The organism is Methanobrevibacter cuticularis, from assembly GCF_001639285.1.
Classification (GTDB): Archaea; Methanobacteriota; Methanobacteria; order Methanobacteriales; family Methanobacteriaceae; genus Methanobaculum; species Methanobaculum cuticulare.
In genome coordinates, this window is record NZ_LWMW01000011.1 from 1 (window position 1) to 26,400 (window position 26,400).

General features: G+C 27.5%; 29 protein-coding genes and 1 tRNA gene. 4 read left to right on the forward strand and 26 right to left on the reverse strand.

Annotated elements, in window-relative coordinates; genetic code table 11:
* The first annotated feature begins 242 nt into the window (after nucleotides 1–242).
* Entirely contained in the window at nucleotides 243–1,232 is a 990-nt protein-coding gene (locus tag MBCUT_RS00110; RefSeq protein WP_067257163.1) for an HNH endonuclease, read from the forward strand.
* 155 nt (nucleotides 1,233–1,387) lie between these two features.
* Here the strand turns inward: MBCUT_RS00110 and MBCUT_RS00115 are convergent, their stop codons facing one another.
* Nucleotides 1,388–1,966 (reverse strand): C39 family peptidase, encoded by a 579-nt coding sequence (locus MBCUT_RS00115; RefSeq protein ID WP_067257166.1) that lies wholly within the window; start codon nucleotides 1,964–1,966, stop codon nucleotides 1,388–1,390.
* A 264-nt stretch (nucleotides 1,967–2,230) separates the two neighbouring features.
* Here MBCUT_RS00115 and MBCUT_RS00120 point away from each other — a divergent pair, with 264 nt between their 5' ends.
* Together MBCUT_RS00120 and MBCUT_RS11870 are read left to right on the forward strand one after the other, a co-directional pair.
* Nucleotides 2,231–3,034: a methyltransferase domain-containing protein gene (locus tag MBCUT_RS00120; RefSeq protein WP_281177917.1), complete on the forward strand. Its 804-nt coding sequence runs from the start codon at nucleotides 2,231–2,233 to the stop codon at nucleotides 3,032–3,034.
* 816 nt (nucleotides 3,035–3,850) lie between these two features.
* A complete protein-coding gene (locus tag MBCUT_RS11870) occupies nucleotides 3,851–3,973 on the forward strand; it encodes a hypothetical protein (RefSeq protein ID WP_449288490.1) in 123 nt (40 codons plus the stop codon).
* 937 nt (nucleotides 3,974–4,910) lie between these two features.
* Here MBCUT_RS11870 and idsA read toward each other — a convergent pair.
* The 19 genes from idsA to MBCUT_RS00215 all read right to left on the reverse strand — a co-directional run bounded on the left by idsA (nucleotide 4,911) and on the right by MBCUT_RS00215 (nucleotide 20,678).
* Nucleotides 4,911–5,906 (reverse strand): short chain isoprenyl diphosphate synthase IdsA, encoded by a 996-nt coding sequence (gene idsA, locus MBCUT_RS00125; RefSeq protein WP_067257172.1) that lies wholly within the window; start codon nucleotides 5,904–5,906, stop codon nucleotides 4,911–4,913.
* 415 nt (nucleotides 5,907–6,321) lie between these two features.
* Entirely contained in the window at nucleotides 6,322–7,674 is a 1,353-nt protein-coding gene (locus MBCUT_RS00130) for an RNase J family beta-CASP ribonuclease (RefSeq protein ID WP_067257175.1), read from the reverse strand.
* A gap of 2 nt (nucleotides 7,675–7,676) precedes the next feature.
* Nucleotides 7,677–8,747, reverse strand: coding sequence for a type 2 isopentenyl-diphosphate Delta-isomerase (fni, locus tag MBCUT_RS00135; protein WP_067257178.1), 1,071 nt, complete (start codon nucleotides 8,745–8,747; stop codon nucleotides 7,677–7,679).
* Nucleotides 8,748–9,291: 544 nt separating this feature from the next.
* Nucleotides 9,292–10,110 carry an isopentenyl phosphate kinase gene (locus MBCUT_RS00140; RefSeq protein ID WP_067257181.1) on the reverse strand — a complete coding sequence of 273 codons (819 nt, stop codon included), beginning with the start codon at nucleotides 10,108–10,110 and terminating at the stop codon, nucleotides 9,292–9,294.
* 204 nt (nucleotides 10,111–10,314) lie between these two features.
* Complete coding sequence (gene mvk, locus MBCUT_RS00145; RefSeq protein ID WP_067257184.1) at nucleotides 10,315–11,283, reverse strand: mevalonate kinase; 969 nt, start codon at nucleotides 11,281–11,283, stop codon at nucleotides 10,315–10,317.
* Between the two features lie 197 nt (nucleotides 11,284–11,480).
* Nucleotides 11,481–12,356: an AmmeMemoRadiSam system protein B gene (amrB, locus tag MBCUT_RS00150; RefSeq protein ID WP_067257187.1), complete on the reverse strand. Its 876-nt coding sequence runs from the start codon at nucleotides 12,354–12,356 to the stop codon at nucleotides 11,481–11,483.
* Between the two features lie 339 nt (nucleotides 12,357–12,695).
* The gene (rpsB, locus tag MBCUT_RS00155; protein WP_067257190.1) at nucleotides 12,696–13,292 is read right to left on the reverse strand and encodes a 30S ribosomal protein S2; all 597 of its coding nucleotides are present in this window, start codon (nucleotides 13,290–13,292) and stop codon (nucleotides 12,696–12,698) included.
* Nucleotides 13,293–13,523: 231 nt separating this feature from the next.
* Nucleotides 13,524–13,718: a 4Fe-4S binding protein gene (locus MBCUT_RS00160; protein ID WP_067257194.1), complete on the reverse strand. Its 195-nt coding sequence runs from the start codon at nucleotides 13,716–13,718 to the stop codon at nucleotides 13,524–13,526.
* Between the two features lie 77 nt (nucleotides 13,719–13,795).
* On the reverse strand, nucleotides 13,796–15,043 hold the full coding sequence (gene eno, locus MBCUT_RS00165) for a phosphopyruvate hydratase (protein WP_067257197.1): 1,248 nt from the start codon (nucleotides 15,041–15,043) through the stop codon (nucleotides 13,796–13,798).
* A gap of 771 nt (nucleotides 15,044–15,814) precedes the next feature.
* Nucleotides 15,815–15,994, reverse strand: a complete 180-nt coding sequence (locus tag MBCUT_RS00170; RefSeq protein WP_067257201.1) for a DNA-directed RNA polymerase subunit K — start codon at nucleotides 15,992–15,994, stop codon at nucleotides 15,815–15,817.
* A gap of 162 nt (nucleotides 15,995–16,156) precedes the next feature.
* Nucleotides 16,157–16,327, reverse strand: coding sequence for a DNA-directed RNA polymerase subunit N (locus MBCUT_RS00175; protein WP_067257205.1), 171 nt, complete (start codon nucleotides 16,325–16,327; stop codon nucleotides 16,157–16,159).
* A gap of 65 nt (nucleotides 16,328–16,392) precedes the next feature.
* On the reverse strand, nucleotides 16,393–16,794 hold the full coding sequence (locus tag MBCUT_RS00180; protein WP_067257208.1) for a 30S ribosomal protein S9: 402 nt from the start codon (nucleotides 16,792–16,794) through the stop codon (nucleotides 16,393–16,395).
* 36 nt (nucleotides 16,795–16,830) lie between these two features.
* Nucleotides 16,831–17,253, reverse strand: coding sequence for a 50S ribosomal protein L13 (locus tag MBCUT_RS00185; protein WP_084270652.1), 423 nt, complete (start codon nucleotides 17,251–17,253; stop codon nucleotides 16,831–16,833).
* 95 nt (nucleotides 17,254–17,348) lie between these two features.
* A complete protein-coding gene (locus MBCUT_RS00190) occupies nucleotides 17,349–17,714 on the reverse strand; it encodes a 50S ribosomal protein L18e (protein WP_067257214.1) in 366 nt (121 codons plus the stop codon).
* A gap of 20 nt (nucleotides 17,715–17,734) precedes the next feature.
* Nucleotides 17,735–18,532 (reverse strand): DNA-directed RNA polymerase subunit D, encoded by a 798-nt coding sequence (locus tag MBCUT_RS00195; RefSeq protein ID WP_067257217.1) that lies wholly within the window; start codon nucleotides 18,530–18,532, stop codon nucleotides 17,735–17,737.
* 1 nt (nucleotide 18,533) lies between these two features.
* Nucleotides 18,534–18,926, reverse strand: coding sequence for a 30S ribosomal protein S11 (locus MBCUT_RS00200; RefSeq protein WP_042701483.1), 393 nt, complete (start codon nucleotides 18,924–18,926; stop codon nucleotides 18,534–18,536).
* A gap of 11 nt (nucleotides 18,927–18,937) precedes the next feature.
* A complete protein-coding gene (locus MBCUT_RS00205) occupies nucleotides 18,938–19,528 on the reverse strand; it encodes a 30S ribosomal protein S4 (protein ID WP_067257220.1) in 591 nt (196 codons plus the stop codon).
* Nucleotides 19,529–19,869: 341 nt separating this feature from the next.
* Nucleotides 19,870–20,319 carry a 30S ribosomal protein S13 gene (locus tag MBCUT_RS00210; protein WP_067257223.1) on the reverse strand — a complete coding sequence of 150 codons (450 nt, stop codon included), beginning with the start codon at nucleotides 20,317–20,319 and terminating at the stop codon, nucleotides 19,870–19,872.
* A 274-nt stretch (nucleotides 20,320–20,593) separates the two neighbouring features.
* Nucleotides 20,594–20,678: transfer RNA gene (locus MBCUT_RS00215), tRNA-Ser, on the reverse strand.
* 1,066 nt (nucleotides 20,679–21,744) lie between these two features.
* Here MBCUT_RS00215 and MBCUT_RS00220 point away from each other — a divergent pair.
* The gene (locus tag MBCUT_RS00220) at nucleotides 21,745–21,990 is read left to right on the forward strand and encodes a KTSC domain-containing protein (protein WP_067257226.1); all 246 of its coding nucleotides are present in this window, start codon (nucleotides 21,745–21,747) and stop codon (nucleotides 21,988–21,990) included.
* Between the two features lie 441 nt (nucleotides 21,991–22,431).
* Here the strand turns inward: MBCUT_RS00220 and MBCUT_RS00225 are convergent, their stop codons facing one another.
* From MBCUT_RS00225 to MBCUT_RS00250, 6 genes are all read right to left on the reverse strand, one after another.
* The gene (locus MBCUT_RS00225) at nucleotides 22,432–23,394 is read right to left on the reverse strand and encodes an RNA-guided pseudouridylation complex pseudouridine synthase subunit Cbf5 (protein WP_067257229.1); all 963 of its coding nucleotides are present in this window, start codon (nucleotides 23,392–23,394) and stop codon (nucleotides 22,432–22,434) included.
* 298 nt (nucleotides 23,395–23,692) lie between these two features.
* Nucleotides 23,693–23,914 carry a 50S ribosomal protein L14e gene (locus MBCUT_RS00230; protein WP_067257232.1) on the reverse strand — a complete coding sequence of 74 codons (222 nt, stop codon included), beginning with the start codon at nucleotides 23,912–23,914 and terminating at the stop codon, nucleotides 23,693–23,695.
* Nucleotides 23,914–24,432: a (d)CMP kinase gene (cmk, locus tag MBCUT_RS00235; protein WP_067257235.1), complete on the reverse strand. Its 519-nt coding sequence runs from the start codon at nucleotides 24,430–24,432 to the stop codon at nucleotides 23,914–23,916. The genes MBCUT_RS00230 and cmk overlap by 1 nt, the downstream gene beginning before the upstream one ends.
* Nucleotides 24,432–24,698, reverse strand: a complete 267-nt coding sequence (locus tag MBCUT_RS00240; protein WP_067257238.1) for a 50S ribosomal protein L34e — start codon at nucleotides 24,696–24,698, stop codon at nucleotides 24,432–24,434. Before MBCUT_RS00240 ends, cmk begins: the two co-directional genes overlap by 1 nt.
* A 298-nt stretch (nucleotides 24,699–24,996) precedes the next feature.
* The gene (locus tag MBCUT_RS00245; RefSeq protein ID WP_067257240.1) at nucleotides 24,997–25,557 is read right to left on the reverse strand and encodes a DUF106 domain-containing protein; all 561 of its coding nucleotides are present in this window, start codon (nucleotides 25,555–25,557) and stop codon (nucleotides 24,997–24,999) included.
* 249 nt (nucleotides 25,558–25,806) lie between these two features.
* Entirely contained in the window at nucleotides 25,807–26,364 is a 558-nt protein-coding gene (locus tag MBCUT_RS00250; protein ID WP_067257243.1) for an adenylate kinase, read from the reverse strand.
* Nucleotides 26,365–26,400: the final 36 nt, after the last annotated feature.

Below are 26,400 nucleotides of genomic sequence, written 5' to 3' on the forward strand. Positions count from 1 at the left end.
CTCTTTTGATTCTTTTAAGAGATTATTAACATATACTTCATCTTCTTCTTTCAAATTAAATTTCATAATAATATATATGAACATGCCACCATATAAACTTAACTTAAATAAATTGTCTTAACACTATTTAAAATTTTTATAATTAAATTATATTTATTAATATTAATTTTTAAAATTTTATAAAAAATATTAACTATTGTTTATTAATTTGTAATTATAAATAAAAAAACAGAGCGATGAAAATGAAAAAATGTATACTATGTGAAACAGACAAAGAAGACAATGAATTTAATAAAGAACATGTCATTCCTAAACAATTAGGTGGAACCTTAACAATAGAAAATCTATGTAAAGATTGTAATTCCAAATTAGGTAATGAATTAGATCAAGACATAGCACGTAATATTTTATATAAAACATATAAATTAGGTGAAAAAATAAAATCTAATAGGAGAAATTTTATAAATCCTTTTCCCATTTTCACATCTGAAGAAGATGAAAATAGACAAATAGAAATGGGACATGATGAAGAAGGTAATTTAAAAATAACACATAACCCCCAAGCTAAATCAACAATGGAATTAAAAGGAGATAAAATTAGCGGGGAAATTATAAAAGCAGAATTTTCCATTGATGCCACTATACCTGAAGATGAGAGATTAAATAAAATTAAAGAATTATGTGAACAAGAAGGTTGCAAATTAACTCCTGAAGATGAAGAAAAAATCAAATCTAGGCAATTAAAAACTAGGAGTGTGAATAGTAAAGAATCTTTTTATATGTCTGAAGAAGTGGATTTATGGCCTATTATTCAACTTTATGTTAGGATAGCTTATGAAATAGCTTTTTATAAATTAGGTGATAGTTATTTTGATGATCCAATGAAAAATAAATTGAAAAATTATTTAGAAAGTGATGATCATGATATTGAAAATTTGGATGAAAGACATGGTATTATTGTGAATTATTTTCCTGAAGAAAACGAAGTTGCTGAACCTATAAAACATCTCGCAGATTATAAAAAGCATAATGATGCAGATAGGCTACTACATTTCATTTTAATATTTCCCATGATGATAGATGGTGTTAAACAAATAAATGTTTTAATAAATCTTTTTAATAAGCGCACATTTAGAGTTTTAATAAGTGAAGATTTTGATAACTACGATATTAAATCTTTCAATGCAATATTAATGTTTAAAAATAGATCTCATATAGAAGTTAATATCTGAAAATAAAAAAAATCCCCTCAACAACAAAATAAATGTTGTGAGGGGATATAAACTACAAATTTGATTTATTTAACCTTTTTTAAAACCTTAACTGGTTTTATTTTTCCTAATTTTAATCTTGCATTTATAGCTTTCTTAAGAACACTTAATGGTATTCATTTTATTGTTCTACTTGGGTCAGCTATTTTAACGGTTTGTGCGGATTTGCTGTATCCTGTTAAAGCTACATAATGTCCATATGATCCAAGATACCCTAATTCTGCTATTGTCTGTAATTGAATGATTAACGGATTCTTAGTACTAATATGTTTTATAATTTGTTCAAAGTTCTTATAATCTTCCTCTACTAATATGAAATTCTTATTAGCCTGTGGCACAGCTTTAACTAAATTACTTGGTGTGGTACCATCACTATCAGTCTTACAGAGTTTCCTCAAAGTTTCAATACTCACATTAACACCATAATAGCTGAAAGCCATACTTAAACTGGTTGGTCCACAAGTAACAATATCCGGCTGACTCTTAAAACTTATTTTGAGTTCTTTAACATTGACAATACTAGTACTTTGATTAGATGATGTGCCACTTTTACTCATATTCAAATCAGACTTAGCACAAGTTTTCTGATCAAACCAACCATCCTGACTATTATCTTGTTTCTTTTGTAATAGTTTCACAGCATCACTAGTGAACTTACCATACTCACCATCAATGCTTCTTTTATAAAGTCCCATAGCCCTTAAATAAGTCTATAATTCCCTAACTAAAGAACCTTTAGAACCTATTTTTAAATTAATTTTTGTACAATCCATATAACCAACTCCTTGTTTTTTTGTTGTTAGCTATCGCTCACATGAAAGTAAATATGTGAAAAAATAGCTAATTAATTTTAATATAAAAAATTTTAATTTACTTTTTAGCTATTAATTTATTAATAGCTATTACTAATAATCATTATATGATAACAAGGAGGAGTAATTATTAAAAATAATATCTGTATAACTAAACCAGAAGAAAACAATTGGGAATACTTCTGGCAAGAAAGATTAAAGCCTAGAATAGGAAAAGAAAAAAATTGGGATGAAGAAGCAGAAAAATTCTCCCAAAGATCTAAGCAAGATGAATATCAAAAAAATCTTTTTTCAAAAATGAGAATAACTAATAATGATACCATTATTGATTTAGGATGTGGAGAAGGATCCATCACAATACCATTAGCTAAAATAGCAAAAAAAGTAACAGCTATTGACTCCTCTCCAAAAATGCTCGAAATATTAGAAAGAAGATATGAAGAAAAAAATATAGAAAATATTAATATAATCAACAAAGAATTAGAAAATGTAAAATCAAATGAAGTCGGAAAGCATGATATTGTTCTTGCATCTCGTTCAATAAATGGAATATTTCCAATAAAAGAAACTTTATCTAATCTAAATGATATTGCTAATAAATATGTTTACATAACCTTATTTGGACCAAATAATTGGAAATTTGAAGCTAATTTCTACAAAAGTATTGGAAAAGATTATGAAAGTTTTGCACCATATAGCTATTTGTTCAATATATTAGTTGAAATGGGAATCCATCCTAATGTTGAAAATCTTGAAATCAAAACCAACAGAACCTACAAAAATGTTCATGACGCCATAGAAAATGGAAAATGGAGATTAAATAGCTTCAATGAAGAAGAAAAAATTCAGCTACGTAGCTATTTAAAAGAAAATCTAGTAAAAAACAAAGAAGGATTACTAGAAAACTCTGATGATAAAGCAGATTGGATCCTAATTTGGTGGAAAAAATAAGATATAGTGTTAATGCTGTCAAATTAGTTATTTATGTTATGTGTGACATATTGTCTTGACAATTTATTTTCAACTGTTTATATATACTGATTTTCATATTATATTATATGAAACATAGAAAATTAAAACTGGGAGATGACAGGAAAAAATTAAAAATAATGGTTAAAAAAGCAAAAGAAATTCTATTTTAAACTTAGCTGATAAATTAGTGGATTACAAGGAATTAAAAGAGTTTCCATACTATAAAATCTATTTTAAACTTGGCTATTAGTGCTGTTATAGCTATCATGATACCTAGTTTCCATACTATAAAGTCTATTTTAAACAAGTTTAAATCGTGACTATTTGTATTATCTTTGTTGTTGTTTCCATACTATAAAGTCTATTTTAAACGCAATTTTTCTTGGAAATGCAACTGTAAAATATGCTGTTTCCATACTATAAAGTCTATTTTAAACACTATTAAAACAGTGAAAGGGGATGATACGTTTGAGATGTTTCCATACTATAAAGTCTATTTTAAACCTAAATTTTTTTCCTTTATATCTATAATCATAAATTTGTTTCCATACTATAAAGTCTATTTTAAACTTAAGTATATATCCAAATAACAAACCCAAAAAAATTAGTTTCCATACTATAAAGTCTATTTTAAACTTAACAAATGGAAAAGGGGACACTATAGGTTTTCAGAGTTTCCATACTATAAAGTCTATTTTAAACTAGAATCAGTACTGCTATCATAACTCTCATCACCTTGTTTCCATACTATAAAGTCTATTTTAAACCCTGATTTACAATTCACATGGCGGTATCTTGTTTGGGTTTCCATACTATAAAGTCTATTTTAAACCAGAACATGATATCCCTGCAACAGCACATACAAGAGCGTTTCCATACTATAAAGTCTATTTTAAACTAGAGGACATAATGCCTTAGATGATGCGAGGGTTACGTTTCCATACTATAAAGTCTATTTTAAACTCGGTAGTATTAACTATACTAGTAATTATTCCTGCTTGTTTCCATACTATAAAGTCTATTTTAAACTTAATAATAAAGGAGTTCAAGCAACAATACAATGGTGTTTCCATACTATAAAGTCTATTTTAAACTATGTTTGATAGTTTCTTATGTGATTTAACTAGTCAATGTTTCCATACTTTATAGTATGGAAACCATACTAACTCATCAGGAAGATTACTATTAGGGCCACAGTTTAAAATAGACTTTATAGTATGGAAACAAAATGATTGAAAGCTTAACAACACAATGTAAATCTTGGTTTAAAATAGACTTTATAGTATGGAAACAGGTATGGTATTAAGTTGCTTTCTAAATCAGGGGTTAAGTTTAAAATAGACTTTATAGTATGGAAACTAGCATAAAAAGATAATTTCTTTTTCATGTCTACTTGAGTTTAAAATAGACTTTATAGTATGGAAACAATAATCGGAGAATGATAAAATGGCAATGAAAAATGGTTTAAAATAGACTTTATAGTATGGAAACAAAATCCATATCCTACCACATTCGCGACTATCCAAAGTAGTTTAAAATAGACTTTATAGAGCTTAATTAGTTTTTTATAGAAGAATAAGATGTTTAATTATAGTATTAGACAAATGCTGTTAACTTAAGAAAATTTTATTTAAAAATTTAATATTTTTAATTAATTTTTCATAATTTTTATTTTAAAAGAAATGAAAAATTAAAATACTATAATTCCTTAAGTTGAGAGCACTGACTATTGTAGAAAACTTCTTAAAATTATAATATTTTTAAATATTTATTTTAACATTATTTTTATAAATAAAATGATTTTGATGATTAAAAACTTAATAATATTTTGAATCAAATGTCCAGTACTATAAATTTAGTTTTGTCTTTTTAGGACATAATCCGCTATCAATATAAGTGCTTTTTTAGCTTCAGAATCCTCTAATATTTCAAGCAGTTCTTTGGCTTTCTTCACATATTCTTGTGCCAAGTTTGTAATATATTGAAGGGAGTTATATTTTTCAATAATTTCCATTGCTTTATCAATGTCATTTTGTGAACAGTTATCACTTTTTAATATTTCAACTAATTTTTGATTATCTTTGGGTGAAGCTTTCTCTAATGCATTGACTATAATCAGAGTCATTTTGCCTTCAACTATGTCACTACCAACAGGTTTACCTAATGATTCTTCATCACTTACAAGGTCCAAATAATCATCTTGAATTTGGAAAGCTAATCCTATCAATCGCCCATACTCATACAAAGCTGAAATTTGTTCTGGTGTTGCTCCTCCAACAATAGCTCCTGTTTTAGTAGCTGCAGCTATTAAAGCTGCTGTTTTTTTGAAAATCATATCTAGATACTCTTCTTCTTTTACATTAAAATCTCCTTCAAAACTCATATCACATGCTTGACCTTCACAGATTTTAACACATGCATCAGCTACTGTAGCCAATGCTTCGTGGATAGAATCACCAGAAACAACATCGTCTTTTGCACTTATAACTAATTCAAATGCTTTTGAAAATAAGGTATCACCAGCTAAAATAGCTACTGAGTCTCCCCAAACTTTGTGAACTGAAGGTTTACCCCTCCTAATATCATCATCATCCATAATATCATCATGAATCAATGAAAATGTATGTATAAGCTCAATAGCTGCTGCCGATTTAGACGCATTTGAAATATTTCCTCCAACTGATTCACAAGTTAAAATTGTTAATGAAGGTCTTAACATTTTGCCTCCAGCTTTAGTTAAATAAATTGAAGCCTCTTTAAGTTCATCAGGACTTATATTAGAAAGACTTGTTTTCATCTCGCTATTAATATTGTCAGAATATTTCCCTAATATCTCTGTTACATCTTGCATAAAATGTCTCCATTAAACTCGTTAACTAAACCATGATTGTTTGTTAATTATATCAATACTTCTACTTCTTTTAAATTGTAATAATTAGCAGAATAGCCTATGATCTTTATTAATATATAATTTTAAATAGTAATTTCAAGAATACAATCTCAAACATTCCCCAGAATAATATTATTTCTTAATTTTGATTTCTTTAAGATTATTTAACCTTAAATATTTTTAAGAATAAAATAATCTTAAAGAATAGTATAATATTAACTTTATAATATTAGTTTCTATTATTTAATTAATATACTATTTTTAAGAATAAAATAATCTTAAAGAATAATTTAATTAATATAATATTTTTAAGAATAAAATAATCTTAAAGAATAATATAAATTACAATATTATTAAAGTTAATGTATGATATTACTTAAGAGATACCACCATTAAATACTTGTGCTTGTCCATTTCTTAGAATATGAACATTATTACCAATTCTATAGCCTTCTTCTTCAGCTAGTTCACCATAAGCAGATAACATTTCTAATTCTCCGTGGGCAGGTATAATATGTTTTGGTTTGAGCATTCTGATGAAATCTCTATGATCTTCTCTTCCAGCATGCCCAGATACATGAGCATTAGAATAAATTCTTGCACCACTTGAAATTAATCTTCGTTCCATCATGTGCCTATTAGCTTTATTTGTTGGATTTGGGATAATTGGAGCGGATATTATAACATTATCTCCTTGCCTAATACTAAATGGAGTTTTACCATTAGCTATTCTTGGGAGTAGTGCATCTGGTTCTCCTTGGTGACCTGTTGTAACAAGTAAGAAATCTTCACGCCTTTCCTCTGCTCTAGTTAATGCTTTAGTGACAGCTTTAGGTGTTCCATATACACTGGCATTATCAGGTAAATCTAGGATTCCCAAATTTTCAGCTATTCCACAGTACCTTTCCATAGACCTTCCTAAAAATAGGATTTGTCTATCACTAGTTTTAGCAATATCAGATATTGCTTGTACCCTTTCAACATGAGATGAAAAAGTTGTTATTAACATTCCTGCTTTTTCCTTGAGTGGTCCTTCCATTAAATCCTGTAAAATCATTTTAGCTACTTTTTCAGAGTAAGTTTTGACTTCTTCAAATTCATTAGCCCTAGTAGTTTCAACAATAAGAGATAAAACGCCTTTTCTACCTAGTTCCCTAAATCTATTATAATCAGGAGGAGGTGAAATTTTTTGATGATTATCAAACTTAAAATCATTTGCATAAATCACTATTCCTTCAGGAGTATGTAGAGTAGGTAACACTGCTTGAGGAATACTGTGAGTTGATTGTACAAATTCCAATGTTAAATCTTTTGATAATTTTAATTTACCTCCTGGATTTAAAGTTCTAAGGGGGTTTGAAACAGAAAATTTTCTCTCCCCCTTAATTGTTCTTTCAATTAGAGCTATTGTGTAAGGAGTAGCTATTATTGGAGCATCATATCTATGAGCTAATTTAGCTACTGCACCTATATGATCAAGATGACCATGGCTAAAGACTATTCCTTTTACTTTACCATCAACATCTTTCATTAAAGTATCATCAGGAATTACTCCCCTTTCAATTAAATCTAAACTATGCATTCTATCGATGTCAGTATCTTCATGAATGCTTATTCTATCTAGGTGTATACCCATATCAAATATTACTACTTCTTCACCTACCTTTACAGCTGTCATGTTCTTTCCAACTTCTTCATATCCGCCAATTGCGATAACTTCTACCGTCAAAATTATATCCTCCTAGTATATTTTTTTGTGTTAAATCCCCTTTCTTCCAACCATTCTTTAGTTTCTCCCTTAATTATTAAGTTTGAATTTTTAAGTTCTTCTAAATTAGAAGCTCCTACTAAAAACATAGCTATCTTCAAAGATTCATTAAATCTCTTAATAAAATTGATAATTTCATTGCTACCTATAAAAGCATTTTTTAACATAGGTAATGCTATTCCAACAGAATCAGATCCAAGTGCAATAGCTTTTGCTGCATCTAGGCCATTTCGGATGCCTCCAGATGAAACAATAGGAATATTAACTGAATTGATGAGTTCTGCTGTACTAACAGCAGTTGGAATCCCCCAATCCCAAAATAATTCTCCTAAATATCTGTCTTCTGCTCTGTAAGTCTCAACAGCTGCCCAGCTAGTTCCTCCAGCACCAGCAACGTCGAGAAAATCTATTCCTGCCTTCTCAAGTAATATACCATCATCAGCAGAAATTCCAGTTCCAGTTTCTTTTACCATAACAGGGACTTCCATATTCTCAGTGATTTCATTTATTCCATTTAAATAGCCTTTAGCATCAATATCCCCCTCTGGTTGAATTGATTCTTGTAGAGTATTTAAATGAATAGCTAAAATATCTGCATCAATCATGTCAACAGCTTGTTGAGCAAAATCTTCCGAATTATTCCCCACTATCTGAGGAGCACCTATATTTCCAAGTAAAATTGTAGATGGAGCATTTTCTCTCGCTACAGAATATGTATCCTTCAATTCTGGATTTTCAATGCCTGCTCTTTGACTACCAAGGCCAAGGCCAATTTTTTCAGTTTCAGCAGCTATAGCTAATTCCCTATTAATTTGTTTAGCTAATGGATGACCTCCTGTAATTGCAGTTATAATTAATGGAGAGTTTAATTTTTTTCCAAATACATCAGTACTTATATCTATTTTATCTTTGTTGATTTCTGGTAAAGCTCTGTGAATGAGTTCTATATCCTCAAACCCTGTTTTTTTATTTTTATACTGAACATCATATTGTTTACATATTAAAAGATGTTCCAATTTTCTATCTGAAATCATTTTATTGTCCATTGATTTGTTTATTTTAATTAATCCATTATTTTATTATTAAAATACTATTTATGATTAAAATTTTATTGAGTTTAGTAATATTTTCAAATATCTTTTAATGATTATAACTAATAGTAAATAATTATTAAATAATCATTATAACTAATAGTAAATAATTATTAAATAATCATTATAACTAATAGTAAATAATTATTAAATAATCATTATAGAAAGGTTAGATAAATATTAAATGATTATTAAATGATTTAAATATATTCTTTATATTATCCCTATAATAAATTATCCGTACGATGAATTATCCTTATAATGAATTAATTTTCTATTATTATCTTTCTATTATTATCTTTCAATTATTATCTTTCAATTAATCATTTTAAAAGTTGATTATTCTTATTAAAATTATTATTTTATTATAATGCAATTATTTTTATTATTACAATTTCTTAAAATAAATAATAATTTATGATAAATAAACAAAGAATAAATCTTTGAATAGATATTCTTTGCTATTTCAATTAAATGTCTGATAATTTTATTTTGTTATTTTAATTACTGTACCTCTAGTTTCTTTATTTTCTAAAGCATTTAATACTATTTTAGGCTTGTTAGCATTGATAATTTTTGATTCGATCCCTAATTCAGCTAATTCTAGAAGTTCTTTTATTTTTCCAATCATTCCACCAGTAACATCAACATTTGTTGTTAAATCAAACTCTTCAATCTGATTTAGAGAACTTAAATTTGGAATGATCTCTGCATTATCATATCTTTTAGGGTTTTTATTAAACACACCATCTACATCAGTCCCTAAAATAACTTCCTCAGATTTTAATTTTTTAGCTATGAATTGAAGAATTTGATCCCCAGATAAAACAGCTATTTTAAGTTCACTGTCAATAACAACATCCCCATAGATTACTGGTATAAAGCCTTCTTTAAGATATTTTTTTATTATGTCTAAATTAAAAGTTTCAATTCGCTTATTTTTAGTAGTTATAAATGATGAAGCTTGAAGCGAAACACAAGGAATGCCATGATCAATGAAATTACTACAGATTATAGTATTCAATCTTTTTACGCAATTTTGAGTTTTTGAAAATCCTATTCTTTTTTCAGGATACTCGCTTATATCAAAGGATTCTCCAATCTTGTATTTTTTAGCTGGAGGATGACCATAGGAACCAGCTCCATGAATAATGATCAATCCGTCATCTAAAGTTTTATTAGAGTTTTTATTAGAAATTGCCTCTTTAATTTCAGCAGATAACCTATTTAAATTAGTATAATTAACTTCACTTGTTTGTAAATCTTTGTTAGTTAATATACTTCCTCCTAACTTTAAAATTATCATTTAAACCCCGTATGACTTACTATCAGATAGTTATTATTTTATTATATTATCATAGTCATTTTATTATATTATCATAGTCCAATTTTCCAAAATATATTCCTAACTTTGATAATGATTAATTAGTATACTATTTAAGATAACTATTTATATTATATTAGTATTTCTTTTCAACTTATTAATATTGGTTTTCAACTTTAAAATATTTCAAAGTATCTTTCGATTTTGAACAATGACTCCTTCATTGGAGAATCTAACTTTTAAAGCATTATCATATTTGCTAATAGATCTGAAGACTTTCTCTTCATTAGTTGGGCAAAAAGCTATTATACTCCCTCCACCACCAGATCCAGTAATTTTTGAACCATGAGCTCCAGCTTTTCTTGCTATGTATACCATTCTAGAAAGTTCTTTAGTATTAACTCCAAGTGAATCAAGTAAACCTTGATTGATATTCATCAGTTCACCAAACTTAGATTGATTATTATGTGCTATAGCAAATTTAGCCTCATCTGTTATCTCACCAATAGAGGTTATTATTGGATCAACAATTTTTGAGTATCTATTTTTCAAAGATCTAACAGATTTAACCATTTTTCCAGTATTACCACGTTTTAAAGTATATCCAATGACAAAAGAAGATTGTAATTTATTTGTAAATTTAAAAATTTTCTTCTCTCTAGATAAGTATATCAATCCACCAAATGTACTAACACTTGTATCCAAAGGACTTGCAATTCCTTGAACTGAAGATTCAATTTCATGAGCCTTTTTAGCTAAATAATTCTTGTTAAATTTCTTTCCATGATAATTAAAGAGTGCAGCTAAAGTAGATACAGTAACTGCAGCAGAAGATCCTAATCCAGACCCAATAGGAATGTCTAATGATAAATCAATTACAATTGGACTGTGATCATGGAATCTAAATAAAATTTCTAATATGTATTTGATTATTCCAGGTTTTCCTCGATTTGAGATATATCTTTTATTTCTAGTATTCAATTCAGCTTCAAAACCTAAGTCATCTGATTTAAAAATAGAACTATTTGTAGAAGATTTTGTTATTTTTATGGTGACTCTTTTATTAACTGCACCAGCAATAGCTGGTTCACCATAAACAACAGCATGTTCTCCAAATAATATCATTTTTCCTGGAGCTGAAGCTATAGATTCCATTTTAACACGATTTTTATTTATTTTTATTTGATTTCACTTAAGTTCATCTGATAAAAGTATCAATAAACAATACAATTCCTAATAAAAATACCAATAAACAGATACAACTACCCATAATAAAAATATCAATAAACAGATACAACTACCCATAATAAAAATATCAATAACCAGACATGTATTAATATTCAAATCTCAAATCATTGGAAAATAGCTGAGCAATAACCAACAACTGAACTAAAATCTCCTGAAATATCTCCACTTGTAGCATATTTTAATATTTTTCCAGATTTAGCACCAAATGCCCTTGATGCTTTAATAGTAGCTACGGTTGTGCCATAACCACACATAGTAATTCCAATCTCATCAATATATCTCAACAATGCAAACTCATCCATTTTAGCTATTGCATCCATGATCAAGTTGTCTTGTTTTTGAGCTATTTCTCTAGGTTTATAATGAGTTAAATCCGTACTGCCAATAATAGAAATAGATGTATTCAGTTCATTAGCTGTTTCAACAATTACATTTGCAAGATTAGTTGAAGTTTCAATATCTTGCATTCCCATGACTATTGGGACTATCTTAAAATCATTAGAAAAATACTGTAAAAATGGTAAATGAACTTCACAGCTATGTTCTTTTAAATGAGCTGATGAATCAGAAGTTATTATATCTGACTTTGAAATCATGGTATTTGCAAAAGATTCATCAATTACAACTCTTCCAAGAGGAGTATCCCATGCTCCTTCACTATAAATTGAGATTTCACTTCCTAAACCAGTATGATTAGGACATAATATTATAAATGTTTCAGGAAATCCAGTTTCAACTAACTCATAATAAGTATGAGCTGCTATTGGGCCTGAATAAATATATCCTGCATGAGGAATTATAGAACCATAAATTTTTTTATCATGCGAATTGATTTCATCTATTAAATCTTTGGATTTTTTTCCTAATTTTGGAATTTTACCAGGACCTAATTCATGATTAAAACACCATTCAATGGTTTTTTTAAGATCTTCAGGATTATTATCATAAAATAATCCAGCTACTGCAGGTTTTCTTATCATAAAATCACATCTTTAATTTTAATATGCTTCATGAAGATTTAAATACAAAAACTTAGATAAAGCTTGAAAATTTAACTATAATATTCTAGATACTGAAATATTATATACTGAAATATTAGATAGTGAAAGGATTTACTAAAACTGAAAGATTTAAGTGCAAGTATTTGCTTTTAGTATTAGGATATCTATTGTTAATATTAATTTAGTATTAGGATATCTGTTGTTAATATTAATTTAGTACTAGGATATCTGTTGTTAATATTAATTTAGTACTAGGATATCTGTTGTTAATATTAATTTAGTACTAGGATATTTGTTGTTAATATTAGAAAAGCAGACCTAAAATTTCAATTCAAAGTCAGTAGCATCAACATCTAATTCTTCATTCTCACCTATAATTCCTTTTTCTCTTAATATTTCTCTAGCTAATAACCAGTAAACTAAAGCTATAGCCTTTCTTCCTTTGTTATTAACTGGAATAGCTAAGTCTACTGTACTAAGTAAATTTTCTGTATCACATAAAGCTACAACAGGTACTCCAATTTGTTTTGATTCAATAATAGCTTGAGAATCAGATCTTGGATCTGTAACTACAATAACTTTAGGTTCGATGAATTTTGAATAATTTGGATTAGTTAATGTTCCAGGAATAAATCTTCCAGGAATGGATTTGCATCCTATTAATTCTGCAAACTTTTTAACTGGAGCTTGACCGTATTGTCTTGTAGCTACAACTAAAATATCTTCTGGATTATATTTAGATAAAAATTTAGCTCCTGCTTTGATTCTTTCGTTAGTTTTACTAATATCCAATACATACAATCCATCAGATCTTATACGGAATATATATTTTTCCATATCACCTGTTTTTTGTTGAGTTCCTATATGCAATCCTGCCGCTAAATATTGTTCTAATGGTATTAACAGTTCTGACAATTTATCACCTTTATTTTTATGATTATTCTTATTGTATAATTATTATTATATTATTATTATAATTTTTATTAATTATTTTAATAATATTTCTATAAACATTAATTATTTTGATAGTTTTTCTATAAAGATTGGTTATTTTTATAATATTTTTATAAAAACTTTATATTCTTATTAAATTTTTATATATGATTAATATTATATATTTCTATGATGCTTACCCTATAACAGATATTATTCATCATCCTCAACAGTTATACATTCTTGAGGACAAACATCCATACAAACTTCACATAAGCTACAATCTTCAGTATTTTGAATATTAATTTTATCTCCTTCAAGTACTAATACTTCCATAGGACAGACATCAGCACATTCTCCACAGTCTCCACCATCACATTTATTATAATCAATTTCTATATTAGCCATAATATCTCCTTTTTAACCTAAAATATACGAGTCATTTTAAATATTTAAATCAAAAGTTTTTTTTAATAATGGAATTTTTAATCCCATTTAGCCATAGTTGGATTAGATAATTCCTCTTCTATACGTATTAATTCATTTAATTTAGCTATTCTTTCTCCACCTAAGGCACCAGTCTTTATAAATGGTGCGGAGAAAGCTACTGATAAATGAGCTATAGTCTCATCAGTGGTTTCACCAGATCTATGAGAAACAACTGGAATTATATCATTAGTTTTAGCTAATTTAACTGTTGCATAAGTTTCAGATAAAGATCCTATTTGATTAGGCTTGATAATTAATGCATTAGCTGCTTTTTTTTCAATTCCTTCGGCCAATATATCCTTATTTGTAACAAAAATATCATCACCACAGATTAAACATTTATCGCCTACAATAGAGTTAAGTTGTGTGAACCCATCAAAATCACTTTCATCAAAAGGATCTTCAACATAAAACATTCCATAAGTTTCAATTATATCTTTAACAAACTCTATTTGTTCACCAGTGTCTTTAGAAACATTATCTTGAGCATAAACATATCTTTCTTTATCACTATCCCAAAGTTCAGAGGCAGCCATATCTAACCCGGGTTTAATAGATATTCCTAGTTCATCTCCAACCTCTTCACATGCTTGAGATTGTATTTCTAAAGCTGCAACATTAGTTATATTTGGAATCCATCCCCCTTCATCACCTTTACCTCCAGTGAATCTAGAGTCTTTATTCTGTATTAATTCTTTTAATTTTTTTGAAACAGCTGCATTCGCAAACACTGCTTCACTTATATTACTTGCACCTGTTGGAATAACCAAAAATTCTTGAATATCAGGAGCATGGACACCTGCATGAGCCCCACCATTCATAACATTACCTAGTGGATAAGGGATTTCATTAATGAAATTACCACCTAAAAATCTATAAAGAGGTAAATTATATGAAGCTGCTGCTGCTTTAGCTACCGCCATTGAAACAGCCACAGCAGTATTTCCACCAATAGCTGAATAATTATCAGTTCCATCAATCTCTTTTAAAACTAAATCAATATCTTCTAAATCCTCAGCATCCATTCCAATGAGTTCAGAAGAAATTACATCTTCAACTTCACTAAGTACTCTGTCTACCCCTCCCTCTGGAAAAGAGACAACTTCACGGGTCCCAGTACTTGCTCCACTTGGAGCTGCAGCTCGTCCAAAGCCATTCCAAGTGAGGATATCTACTTCTAATGTAGAGTTTCCCCTACTGTCTAAAATTTTCCTAACACGGACATCTTCTATAACACTATCCAAAAAAACACCCCAAAAGCGTTTTATATATTATTAAACTATTTTATACTAATTATATGTTTAATCAATAAATTACAGACTTATTACAATCATATGTTTAATCAACAATACATATTTATTACAATAATCATATAATTTTATTAGAAATTATATTAATTAAATTTATTAATGTTTTGCATTATAATTATGCTTAAATTAGATAACCATGATTTGATATCTTATTTAAATTCATTATTTATTAATATAATGCATTTATTATACTTTTGTTTATAATTCCAAATCATGTAACCTATAATGAGATTAAATAATCTTGTAAAAAACAGAGGTTGATTTATAGATTAATATGATATGATTACTTCATTTATAAATTTCATCCTATTATAAAATATTTTATAAAATCTTATAATAAAATATTGTATTAATTTACATATATTATTATGTTTTATTTTGATCTTAAATAATTAAAATGTTATAATAAAATATTGTATTAATTTACATATATTATTATGTTTTATTTTAAATCTTAAATAATAATTTTATATACATTTTATTTATTATTTTATTAATTCTTAAATATTTTTCTAAAATATTTTAAATATTCTAAAATATTTTAAATATAAAATATTATATAGAATTATTTACTAATATCCTTCAAAGATTTATTAATAATTTCTATTTATTAATATGTTATATTTATTAATATTTATAATTTAATATTCCTTAATTTAAACTATAACTTAATTTTATTATTCAATTGATCGAAGAAATTATTTATTAATCATTTCTTCTAGCAATTAATGGTAAAACTTTTTTTTCAAGTTCCAATGCAGCTATATCAATTGGATCAATAGAGTCAGATACCTTAACTAATGGTTTTGCACCCATAGAAAGTTGAAGAGCTCTTGCTCCAAGAAGTCTAGCTTTTTCAAATCTTGTTAATTTGCTTGTAGCCATTTTTATATCTCCATATGATAATCTTCTAGTATTACAATGAATGTAATTGTAATAAATAGAATTATAATAAATCAATCATAGCTATTTATGATTTTATGATAAATATTTAATCATTGATGATTGTTTTGGTAAAAATTATGTTAATAGGATCTAAAATATGAATTATTCCCATGTTTCAACATGAGTAATCAGCATTCTCCTACAACAATATCTTTTAAGGCCAATATCATCAAGAATAGTTTTGGAATCTTCTCCATCATCTAATCTTTTATTATATTCATCAAAATATGCAGAAACTGGTTTTCCACAACTTATACATCGTATAGGAATCATATTAAATCATCATTTCCTTGTTTTTATATCTTTTAATTCAAGAAAAACATGAAAAGTTTATCGAATCACCGATAACTTTTCTGTTTACGAGCTCTTGCTCCAGGACCACCATATTTCTTAGGTTCTGAACGTCTTGGATCTCCTACTAACATTGTCCTATCATATTGAACAAATTTTTCTTTAAGATCCATATCATTAGTCCATTGAACTAATCCTTTTGCAATTACCATACGGGCAGCTTCAGCTTGACCCATAACTCCTCCACCAACAACTTTAACATTGATATCCACATCATTGACAATATCCCCTGCTAAAGTTAAAGGTTCAGTTAATTTTAATCTTGCGAGCTCTGGAGAATAAAGTTCAATTGGGTATTTATTTATTCTAACTCTACCTTTACCTTCTTGAACAGTTCCTCTAGCAATAGCTGTTTTACGCTTTCCGCTTGTATGAACAACTTTTTTCATTAAAACACTTCCATAAATAAAACTTTTAAGCTAAAATTAGAATTTAGCCCCTAAAAGTTTTGAAATTTCTCCTAATTCAATTCCTTTTTTAATATCTTGATATTCTGCTTGAGATAAAACAGATGTTTCAGATTCTTGGAATTCTCTTGGAACACCGACATAAGCCTTTAATCCTTTAAAAGCTACTCTTCCTTTGGATTTTTTATAAGGCAACATTCCCCTTACAGTCCTTCTGAATATTTCTTCTGGCCTTCTAGGATATTTAGGCCCCATATCACGTGGATTAGAAATACTTGCTCTGTCAACTCTTTGTTTGTATTTAGCATAAGCCCATTCTTTAGAACCAGTGATGAGTATTTTCTCAGCATTGAGAACAACAATTTCTTCACCATCTAGAAGCTTTTTACTAATTACACTAGCAAGTCTTCCTAAAATATGTCCTTCACCGTTAATAATCATGAATAACACCATTTATTTCCCTTTAATTTTAATAAACATATAAAGATAGCAATAATTATAGTAAATATAATATAATAATTATAAGTACATAATAATTATTCCAATATCCTTATATTATTACCTTTAGGGTTTTTATCAAGTATGTCACTGATGGAAATACATTCTCCACCAGCTTCTTCAATTTTCTCTTGAGCATTTTGGGAAAAATTCAATGCTACAACACTAACCTTATGATCTAAAGATCCATTAGAAAGTACTTTACCAGGAATTAACACTGTTTCAGCTTCTTGTGAGAATCTGTTTATGGTTGATATGTTAACTTCTGCTTGTCTTCTTGTAGATCTTTCAAGGCGTTTTGCAACATCTTTCCAAATAGCTACTTCTTCTTTGTAAGATTTTTCTTTAAGATTTCCTATAAGTCCAATAAGATTAGGATTAGTCTTAATAACTCTTTTAGCCATTATTTGTTTCCTCCTCAATACTATTCTTTACTAAATTTGATAAATTTGTCTGCTTTCTCTCCTAAAATTTCACAAGCTTTTAATAAAACCTCTTCAGGAGGCATTGCACCATCAGTTTCAATTCTAAATATGAAATTGTTTGGTTCAAATCCTACATCAATATAACCATTTTCAGATGCCCTAAAACAACTTTTACACATAGAACAATTTTCTAGATTTTGCACTTTTATCTTTTTAGAACGCTTATCAGCTTTTAATATTCCTCTTGGACAAGCTTCAGCACAGCCATAGTCAACTTCTTTGTCTTCATTAAAAGTAATTTTAGGATATTGTTTATAGGAACACACAGTAGTAGGCATCCATTTTGCATGATCTTTTCCAAAACCAATCTTAGCTACTGCTTCTAATTCCACATTTTCGTCATTTTTAAGTTTTAAAAGAGGTATTGTATCATATACTGATTTTATTGTTGAGTCAGTGGAAGATAAATCCTTAGAATAAACAATTCCAGGACCAGTCTTATTTAATGTAAATGAAACGCTGCAACTAGGACAATAATCCTCACAATCACATTCATCAGCTAAATTTAAACCTTCAATAGCTGCAATATCTGAAACTATTGGAGTTAAACCTAATCTATGAGCTAATACTTCATTAAACATTGCTGAATCATTTTGAACAATGTTAACATCTTCAATAGCTAACTTAGGAACCTCCATCATAGCAATTCTACGAATTGCATTAACTAAAGGCACTTCTGCATCACGAATAATAAAAGTAATTTCATTTTCATCTTTATTTTTGACTTCAATCTCCATATTAGACCCTTCTTCCCCGTTTACCTCCAGGTCGTCCAGTACCATCATGAGGTATAGGAGTAATATCTTCTATTTTACCAATTCTGATTCCTGCTCTAGCTAAAGCTCTTATAGTAGCTTGGGCACCAGGACCTGGACTTCTAGGACCATTTCCACCAGGAGCTCTAACTTTTATATGTAAGCCAACATATCCTTTTTCTTTAGCATCATCAGCTGCACGAGTAGCTGCTTCCATAGCTGCAAAAGGAGATGCTTCTTGCCTATCAGCACGAACAACTTTTCCACCAGACCACTGACAAATTGTTTCAGCTCCAGTAATATCAGTTACAGTGATAATAGTGTTATTGAATGATGAGTAAATATTAGCTATTCCCCATTTTTCATCTTTTGCCATTATTACATCCTCTATCTATTTTTATGTGTTCTTTTTTTAGTAGCTTTTTTAGAAGATGGTTTACTAGATTTATCATCTACACTAGCTTCGCTTTTTGCAGAGTTAAATTCTTCTATTTGTTTAGCTACAGAAGGCGTGTAGAATCCTATGAAACTTTCTTCTCCCCTTTTTACTGCATAACTTGGAGAATCTACTTTCTTTCCATTCATAGCTATATGACCATGTATAACAAACATTCTTGCTTCTTTAGCTGTTCTAGAAAGTCCTTTTTGATGAACCATGGTTTGCAATCTTCTTCTTAAAACATGCTCAACAGTTAAGTTAAGAATGTCTTCTAATTGAGAGTTTTCCTCAAGGATTCCTTGCCTTGTTAGATGCCCAATTAATTCATTTTTCTCTTCTTCTACCTGTTCTGATGAGAAACCTAGTAAGTATCTTGCTTCCCTACTATATTTTTTAACTAATGTATCAGCTTTCCAAATCTCTTTTTTATTTTTTAAACCATATTTGACCATTAGTTTATTTTCTGCTTTAATTCTTTCAGCATTCCAAGGATGAGGTGGAGTGTCATACTTTTTTCTTGATTTTCTTGGATGTCCCATTATATAATCTCCTTAAATCAAATAATATTCATTATTTTTAATATTTGTTAAAATAATTCCTTAAATAGAATAAGTTCTTAATAATCTAATCAAAACAATTTAAATAATCAAAACAATTTAAACCATTAATTAGTGAATAATTTAATAAATAAACTAAATAATAGCTTAAATAATTACTACAATTAATATCTTAAATAATTTAACTAATGATTTAAAATCTTAAATAATTTAAATAATGATTTAAAATCTTAAATAATAACGTAAATATGTAATTAATTAAATCCATACTTAAATCATAGTATTCTAAGATATTAAACTAATTATTGATTAGATAGAATTAATTAACCTCTTCTACGCCTTACACCGACAGATGAACCTTTTCTAAAGGTAGATTTAGTTCTTTGACCCCTTACAGGCAAACCAACTTCATGTCTTCTTCCTTTATAGCTTCTAGTCTTTTTCATTCGATTTAAATCATCCCTTAAAGTCATAGCAAGATCAGATTCAATTAAATGAGAAGTTTTACCAGTTGCATAATCTCTTTGTCTATTTAACATCCATGTAGGAATATTAAATTTTTGAGGATCTTTTAAAGCTTCTTCAATTCTCAAGACATCTTCATCTGAGATATATCCAATTTTTTGATTTAAATCAAAGCCCATAGCTATAGCTAATGACCTAGATAAAGATATACCCACACCTTTAATGTCAGTTAAAGCATGTTCGATAGTTTTTTTACCATCTACATCCTTTCTTGAAATACGCACCAAGTGCTTAAAGTCGTCTTCCATTAAATAACCTCCGATTATTAGAGCGAACCCATGAGACGTTAAAAAAATTCTGGATTCGAATGCTTTACATAAAATTCATTTCATATAAAACACAGTTTTTTCAACAATATAAACTTAGTTAATTTAATATTTAATTAGATATAAGACTATTACATAATATATAAAACAATTAAGCAATATATAAATCAATTAAATAGTAATATATAAATTTTATTAATTTCTAAGAGTTCAATAATATTGGATACATAAACAGGATGTTTTTAGTACCAATGAACGCCGAGACTGGGATTTGAACCCAGGCGGGGAAAATCCCCACAAGATTTCCAGTCTTGCGCCTTACCAGGCTAGACTATCTCGGCAAGATAAACTAGACATTGAAACATTACCATCATATAGAGAAACATATCTAGAAGATAAAAAAAGTTTCAAAAATCTTACAATCAATCTTAAATTAGAAAAAGATAAATTCTAATTAATTAAGATTACAATCATTGCTATTCACTATTTAATCTTAAAAATACTAGTTATTTTTAAATTATAAAAATGGAATAAATTAGCAATAAATTAAGGATAAAACAATATTTAATTTTTAATACATTTAAAGTTTTTGGTTATTAAAATACCAGAAATATAATATTGATATTGCAACTTCCATAAAAACTGATATTAGAAAAAATTATCAAACTGTATTTATTATAGAATTTAATATTTAATAATATTTACATTATATCTTAATTAAATTTATATATAAATATAATTAATTAAAAGAAAAATTATAATATACTAATATTTGTTTATTAAAAAATAAATAAGAGGTATTAAATCTAAAACTCAGTGAAATACCACCTATCTAAAAAAAGTAATTTATTTAGTATTAATATAATTAATAAAACTAATATTTAGTACATAGAATACCTTAACTATCATAATATTTAAATATTCCTATATTAATAAATAAAAATTACTTATAATATTATAAAAAAGTATAATATTTAATAAAATTCATATATGAAAATATATGAAAATATATAAAAATTCGTATATTAAAAAATAATCAAAAACAATTGAAAAAAGTTGTATCCATGCCTCTTAAGATCAAACATGAGATATACGATGAAAAATGAAGATTAATAAAATCAAAGAACAATTTCATTATAATCATTAAACTGTTATAATAAGAAAATATCCAAAGACCCAAAACAAGATTATTTGTATCAACAGCTTATGCATCAACATAGGCATGAGATATGAGTTATTCAGTTTTACCACTCTTTTTTAAAAATATAATGGTTCTTTTATCATCTAAACTATTTTGATCTCTTTAACACTTTAATTTTATCATTTAATATTATATTAAAATATTAATGAAAAAATATAAATATTAATAAAAAAATATAAAAATTAAAAATAAAAATGAGGTAATAAATGGTTATAGTTAAAAATAGCATGTTTTATTCAATAAATTATAATTCTGAGTTTCAAGAACTTATAATAATATATTCTAATATGATCAAAGATACTTATATTGATGTGCCAAAAACATTATATTTAGAATTTGAAAGCTCTAGGTGGACGTATTCCTTTTTTAGAAGAAAAATAAAAGGTAAGTTTGTAGTATACAAAAACGACACGATAAATTTTAATGATGAATTTCCTGATGATGCTTTATGAGTAGTTTTGTAAAAAGAATGATTTATAAAGAGTAATAGTATAATTGATTCATCTTCATGTATTTGAAATAGTATTATATTTTACTATACTTTGAAGATATATCTATTACATTTTCTTTGTAATTAGTTATGATGGTGGAAATAATTATTTTTCAGAATTTTATTCTTGATATCATGGGTTTAAATTTAATATAATCCTATATTAATTCTTAATTTATTAAAATTAAATATCCAAGCTAGTTAAATTTTAAATAAAATTCTAATAAACATTAATATTGATATAATATTAGTAAATTCCAAATAGCTTATTTTATTCTTTATGTTGAAAATAAATACATATTAGCTAAATAAAAAAATATAATTATTGCCAAAAATTTCGTGCTTGACTATATTAAAAAAATTTCATGATTAAAACAAATTAGAAGAAATAAGAAAAAAATAGCTATTTCCACATCATAGGATATATGTCGGTTTTCATGAAAACTTTTTTGGTATCAAACATTATTCCAGAAGAAGCTTCCAAGATTTCTTCAACATTTAAAAGAGATTTTGCAGAAGCCACTAGTTCTCCTTTTAGAGTAAGAATGGCTACAGTATTGTCTTTTCTAATGTCTTCTGAAATAGATACTATTCCCCCTGCAGCTAAATCGGCACCATGGCAAAGTGCATCGACTGCAGAATCCCTAATGAATACTTTTGGCAAATGTTCAGTAGCCTTTTCCATTGGGAGTACATATTTTCTTAAATAAGATTCATCATCATCTTCTTTCCAATAATGATAAGCATCAGTGACGTCTTGTAGAGTTACTAAATTCTCATTTTCTGTAAATGATCCTACTTCAGTTCTGCGTAACTCTGCCATGTGTGCTCCAGTTCCTAGGGCTTCACCTATATCATGACAATAAGTCCTTACATATGTTCCAGCTTCACAACCAATTTTAAATAGAACATTTCTACCTTCAATTTCAAGTAAATCAATATAATAAATAGTTCTAACACGTAATTCCCTTTTTACAGCGGACTTTACAGGAGGTGTTTGAAATATTTTACCTTGAAATTCATTGAGGATATCTCTAATTCTATTTTCATCAACATCTTGATGTAATGTCATTAAACAAACATATTCCTTAGGTGCTGATAATAACAGCTGAATCACACGGGTTGCTGAATCAATTCCAATTGGTAAAACACCAGTGACTTTAGGGTCTAAAGTACCTCCATGGCCTGTTTTTTCAACATTGAGAATTCTTTTAAGCCAAGAATCAATTTCATGAGAAGTTGGCCCTGATGGTTTATCTAAATTAATGATACCTTTGGATAGATGTTCCTCTATTGATCTATCATGAGGTTTAGATCCATATTCAGGGTTTGTTGTTGATTTAGATTTAATTAAAAGTTTTCCCATGGTTATACCTCAAAATTTTTAAAAAAATTAAAAATATATGCAAAAAAATTAAAAATTAAAAAAAGATAATTATAAAATCATATTTATAATTATTATCTATGATATTTTTCTTATTATGCCTTTAAATCAATATATTTAGTTTTATAAATAAATAATGTTAACTTAGATATTAAATAGCTTACATTTATAATTAAACATCTTTAACTTTTATAAATAATTTTATATTCAGATGATTAAATAGCTTACATTTATAATTAAACATATTAAAAAATGAAGGAAAATGAAAATGTTGTAAAGTTTATAAAGCTTCTAAAGCTTTTTTAATTGTTTCTGCATCACCAGAAACATCTAAAGTTTCTTCTAAAGGTTCAAGATGATTAATATTACATCTTCTATTTTTAACAGAAACTCCAATCACTTCAACAAAGTTTTCATCGATAATTTCTACAATTGCACATTTTTCTCCTGCTTCCCTACCTGCAGTTTTAATACATACTCTTCCTACTTCTATGGATGCCATTATATCACCTTTAATGTTGTTAATATGATTTCTGAAATATTTACTGGGTTGAATCTGTTAGTATTCAATACTAAATCGTAAATATCAAAGTTATTAATATCAATATCATGAATTTCTAAATATCTTAAAGCTTCACTTCTCTCTCGAATTAAGATTTCTTTTTTAGCTACATATTTAGACTTAGACTCCCTGTTAGAAATTCTTTCACATCTAGTATCAAATGGAGCTAGTAACCAAATTTTAAGGTTTGCTTCCACAAAATAAGCAGAAAGTCTTCCTTCGATAATTAAGTCTTTAGATTCTTTAGCTAAATCAGCTTGCCGTTTATCAAGCTCAATATCGATAGATGTATTGTCTTCAGCAAATTTACTGAATTCAATAAGAGACATTCCTTTTTCCTTTGCCATATCTCTAAATATATTTCCTGCAGAAATAAAAGGAATATTAATCTTTTCTGACAATACTTCAGCAGCAGTAGTTGTTCCACTACCTGCTAAACCACCGATGGTTATAATCATCAGGACCTTGCCTCTGATTTAAAATGTTTCCGAGTGCATTCAGAGCATAAATATCCCCCAAATGGTCTGTTAGGCCTTCTTTTACTTTTTGATAATTTTCTAATTTCGTATGATCTTCCTCTTGGGACTCCATGTAAAAGTTTACCACATTCAGCGCAAACATGTTTACTTGGTTTTTTCTTTTTGTATCTCAAGACGTTTTGACCGCCTGGAGTTTTTTTATGAGTTCTTTTGTATGATCTAGATCTAAATCTATTTGCAGGCATTTTTTCACCTAATATTTATTATTTTTAAGTAGTATATTTATTAACATTTTTTGATTTTGTTAAAAATAGCTAGTATTATAATATTATATAATCATTTTATTATATAATTATTAAATTATTAATTGCATTATAAATTATTTATCATAATTATTTCTAATTACTCAGAATTATTATTCATAATTATTTTAAAATAACATTATTTTTGTAGCTATTAGTTTCATGATTAAAAATTTTAGCGAATTGAATCATGAGAGGTGTAAAATTTCATGAAATTGAATGATAATAGGGTGAAATCAAGTTACATCCCTGATTTAAGACCCATGTATTTTCTAAGAATTTGTGACATTGCAAATGTACAAAGAATATACCATCCTAACCAACCTACTATGAAAGGAGCACTATTACCTCCATAGAACATATGCCACAATGGTACAAGTAATATATAATAGACAAATTCAGGTAATTGAACAGCTACTTTAGAAACTGCAGACTGACCCATCCACCAATATACTAAAATTATTGGAATAAAAGTTATAATCACTGGTTTAAAAGAGGATGTCATCATCTTAGTTTGCTTTGCCATAACTTCTTTCTGTTGAGCTTGAGCTTTAGCTAATGCTTTGGAATCTCCACTTAACTGCGCTTCTTTCATCTCTGTTTGAAATTCTTTCATTTCATTTCTTATAGATTCCATTTCATCCTGATTAACCAATAATTTATTAGCTAAAGTAGTTATAAAAGCTATTAAAGTAGATATCAGGAAAATTGTTAGCATAGGATTTGAAGGATTAGGATCTAAAGCCAATACTGGCCCAAAAATCATGTCTAATCCACCAAAAATTATAGTAAATATATCCATTTTTTATTTCCTCTTTTTAAATATTTAATCTCTCTAGAATATCAATCCAATAAATATTATATTAGTCCAAATTGTCATTATATTCAATATTTCTTTAAATAATAAATTCTAATTAATTATTATATTCAGTATTTTTAGATATTTATAATTGATTATTTTATTTATTAATAATTATAATAACTCCAATTAGTTATTTAATTCTTTTATTAAATATTTTAATTTATTATAAAAGTTTATTTTAGTTTAAAATTATTTTAAAGTTGCAACAAGGTTATCAACAATTATATCCAATTGATCATCGTGATTTTCTAAAATTTTAACAGTTGCTCCAGTAAGAGTGGAATAAGACATGGCTGTGGATCTGTTTATTTCTTGGTGTAATCTAATTTCATCATATTTTTCCATGTCCCTAGTTCTGCTAATATCAGAAATTCTTCTGAGAATAATTTCATCGGGATCAGCTTCTATTAATATAAAAGTATCTGGGTTTAATTCATCTAAAACCCATTTAGGAAGCCCTGGTAAAAATCCTAAAGGAGTACTTATTGTACAATGAGTATCTACAATAACATTTTCATTTTGAGATACATCTTTTATATGTTTAGCAGCTTCCTTTTGAATATTTTTTTGGATTTCAGGAGATAACTTTCTTAAATCATCCCTATCCTTCACAATAGATTTGTCTTTAGCTATTTTAGTCATAACATCCCCATAATTTAAATGAAGATAATCAACTTCTTCTAATGTCTTTTCCAATACTGTAGTACTCCCAGAGCCTGGAATTCCAGTTAAAATCACCAATTTCAAATAGATCCCTCTTAACAAAGATTAATTTACATCTCA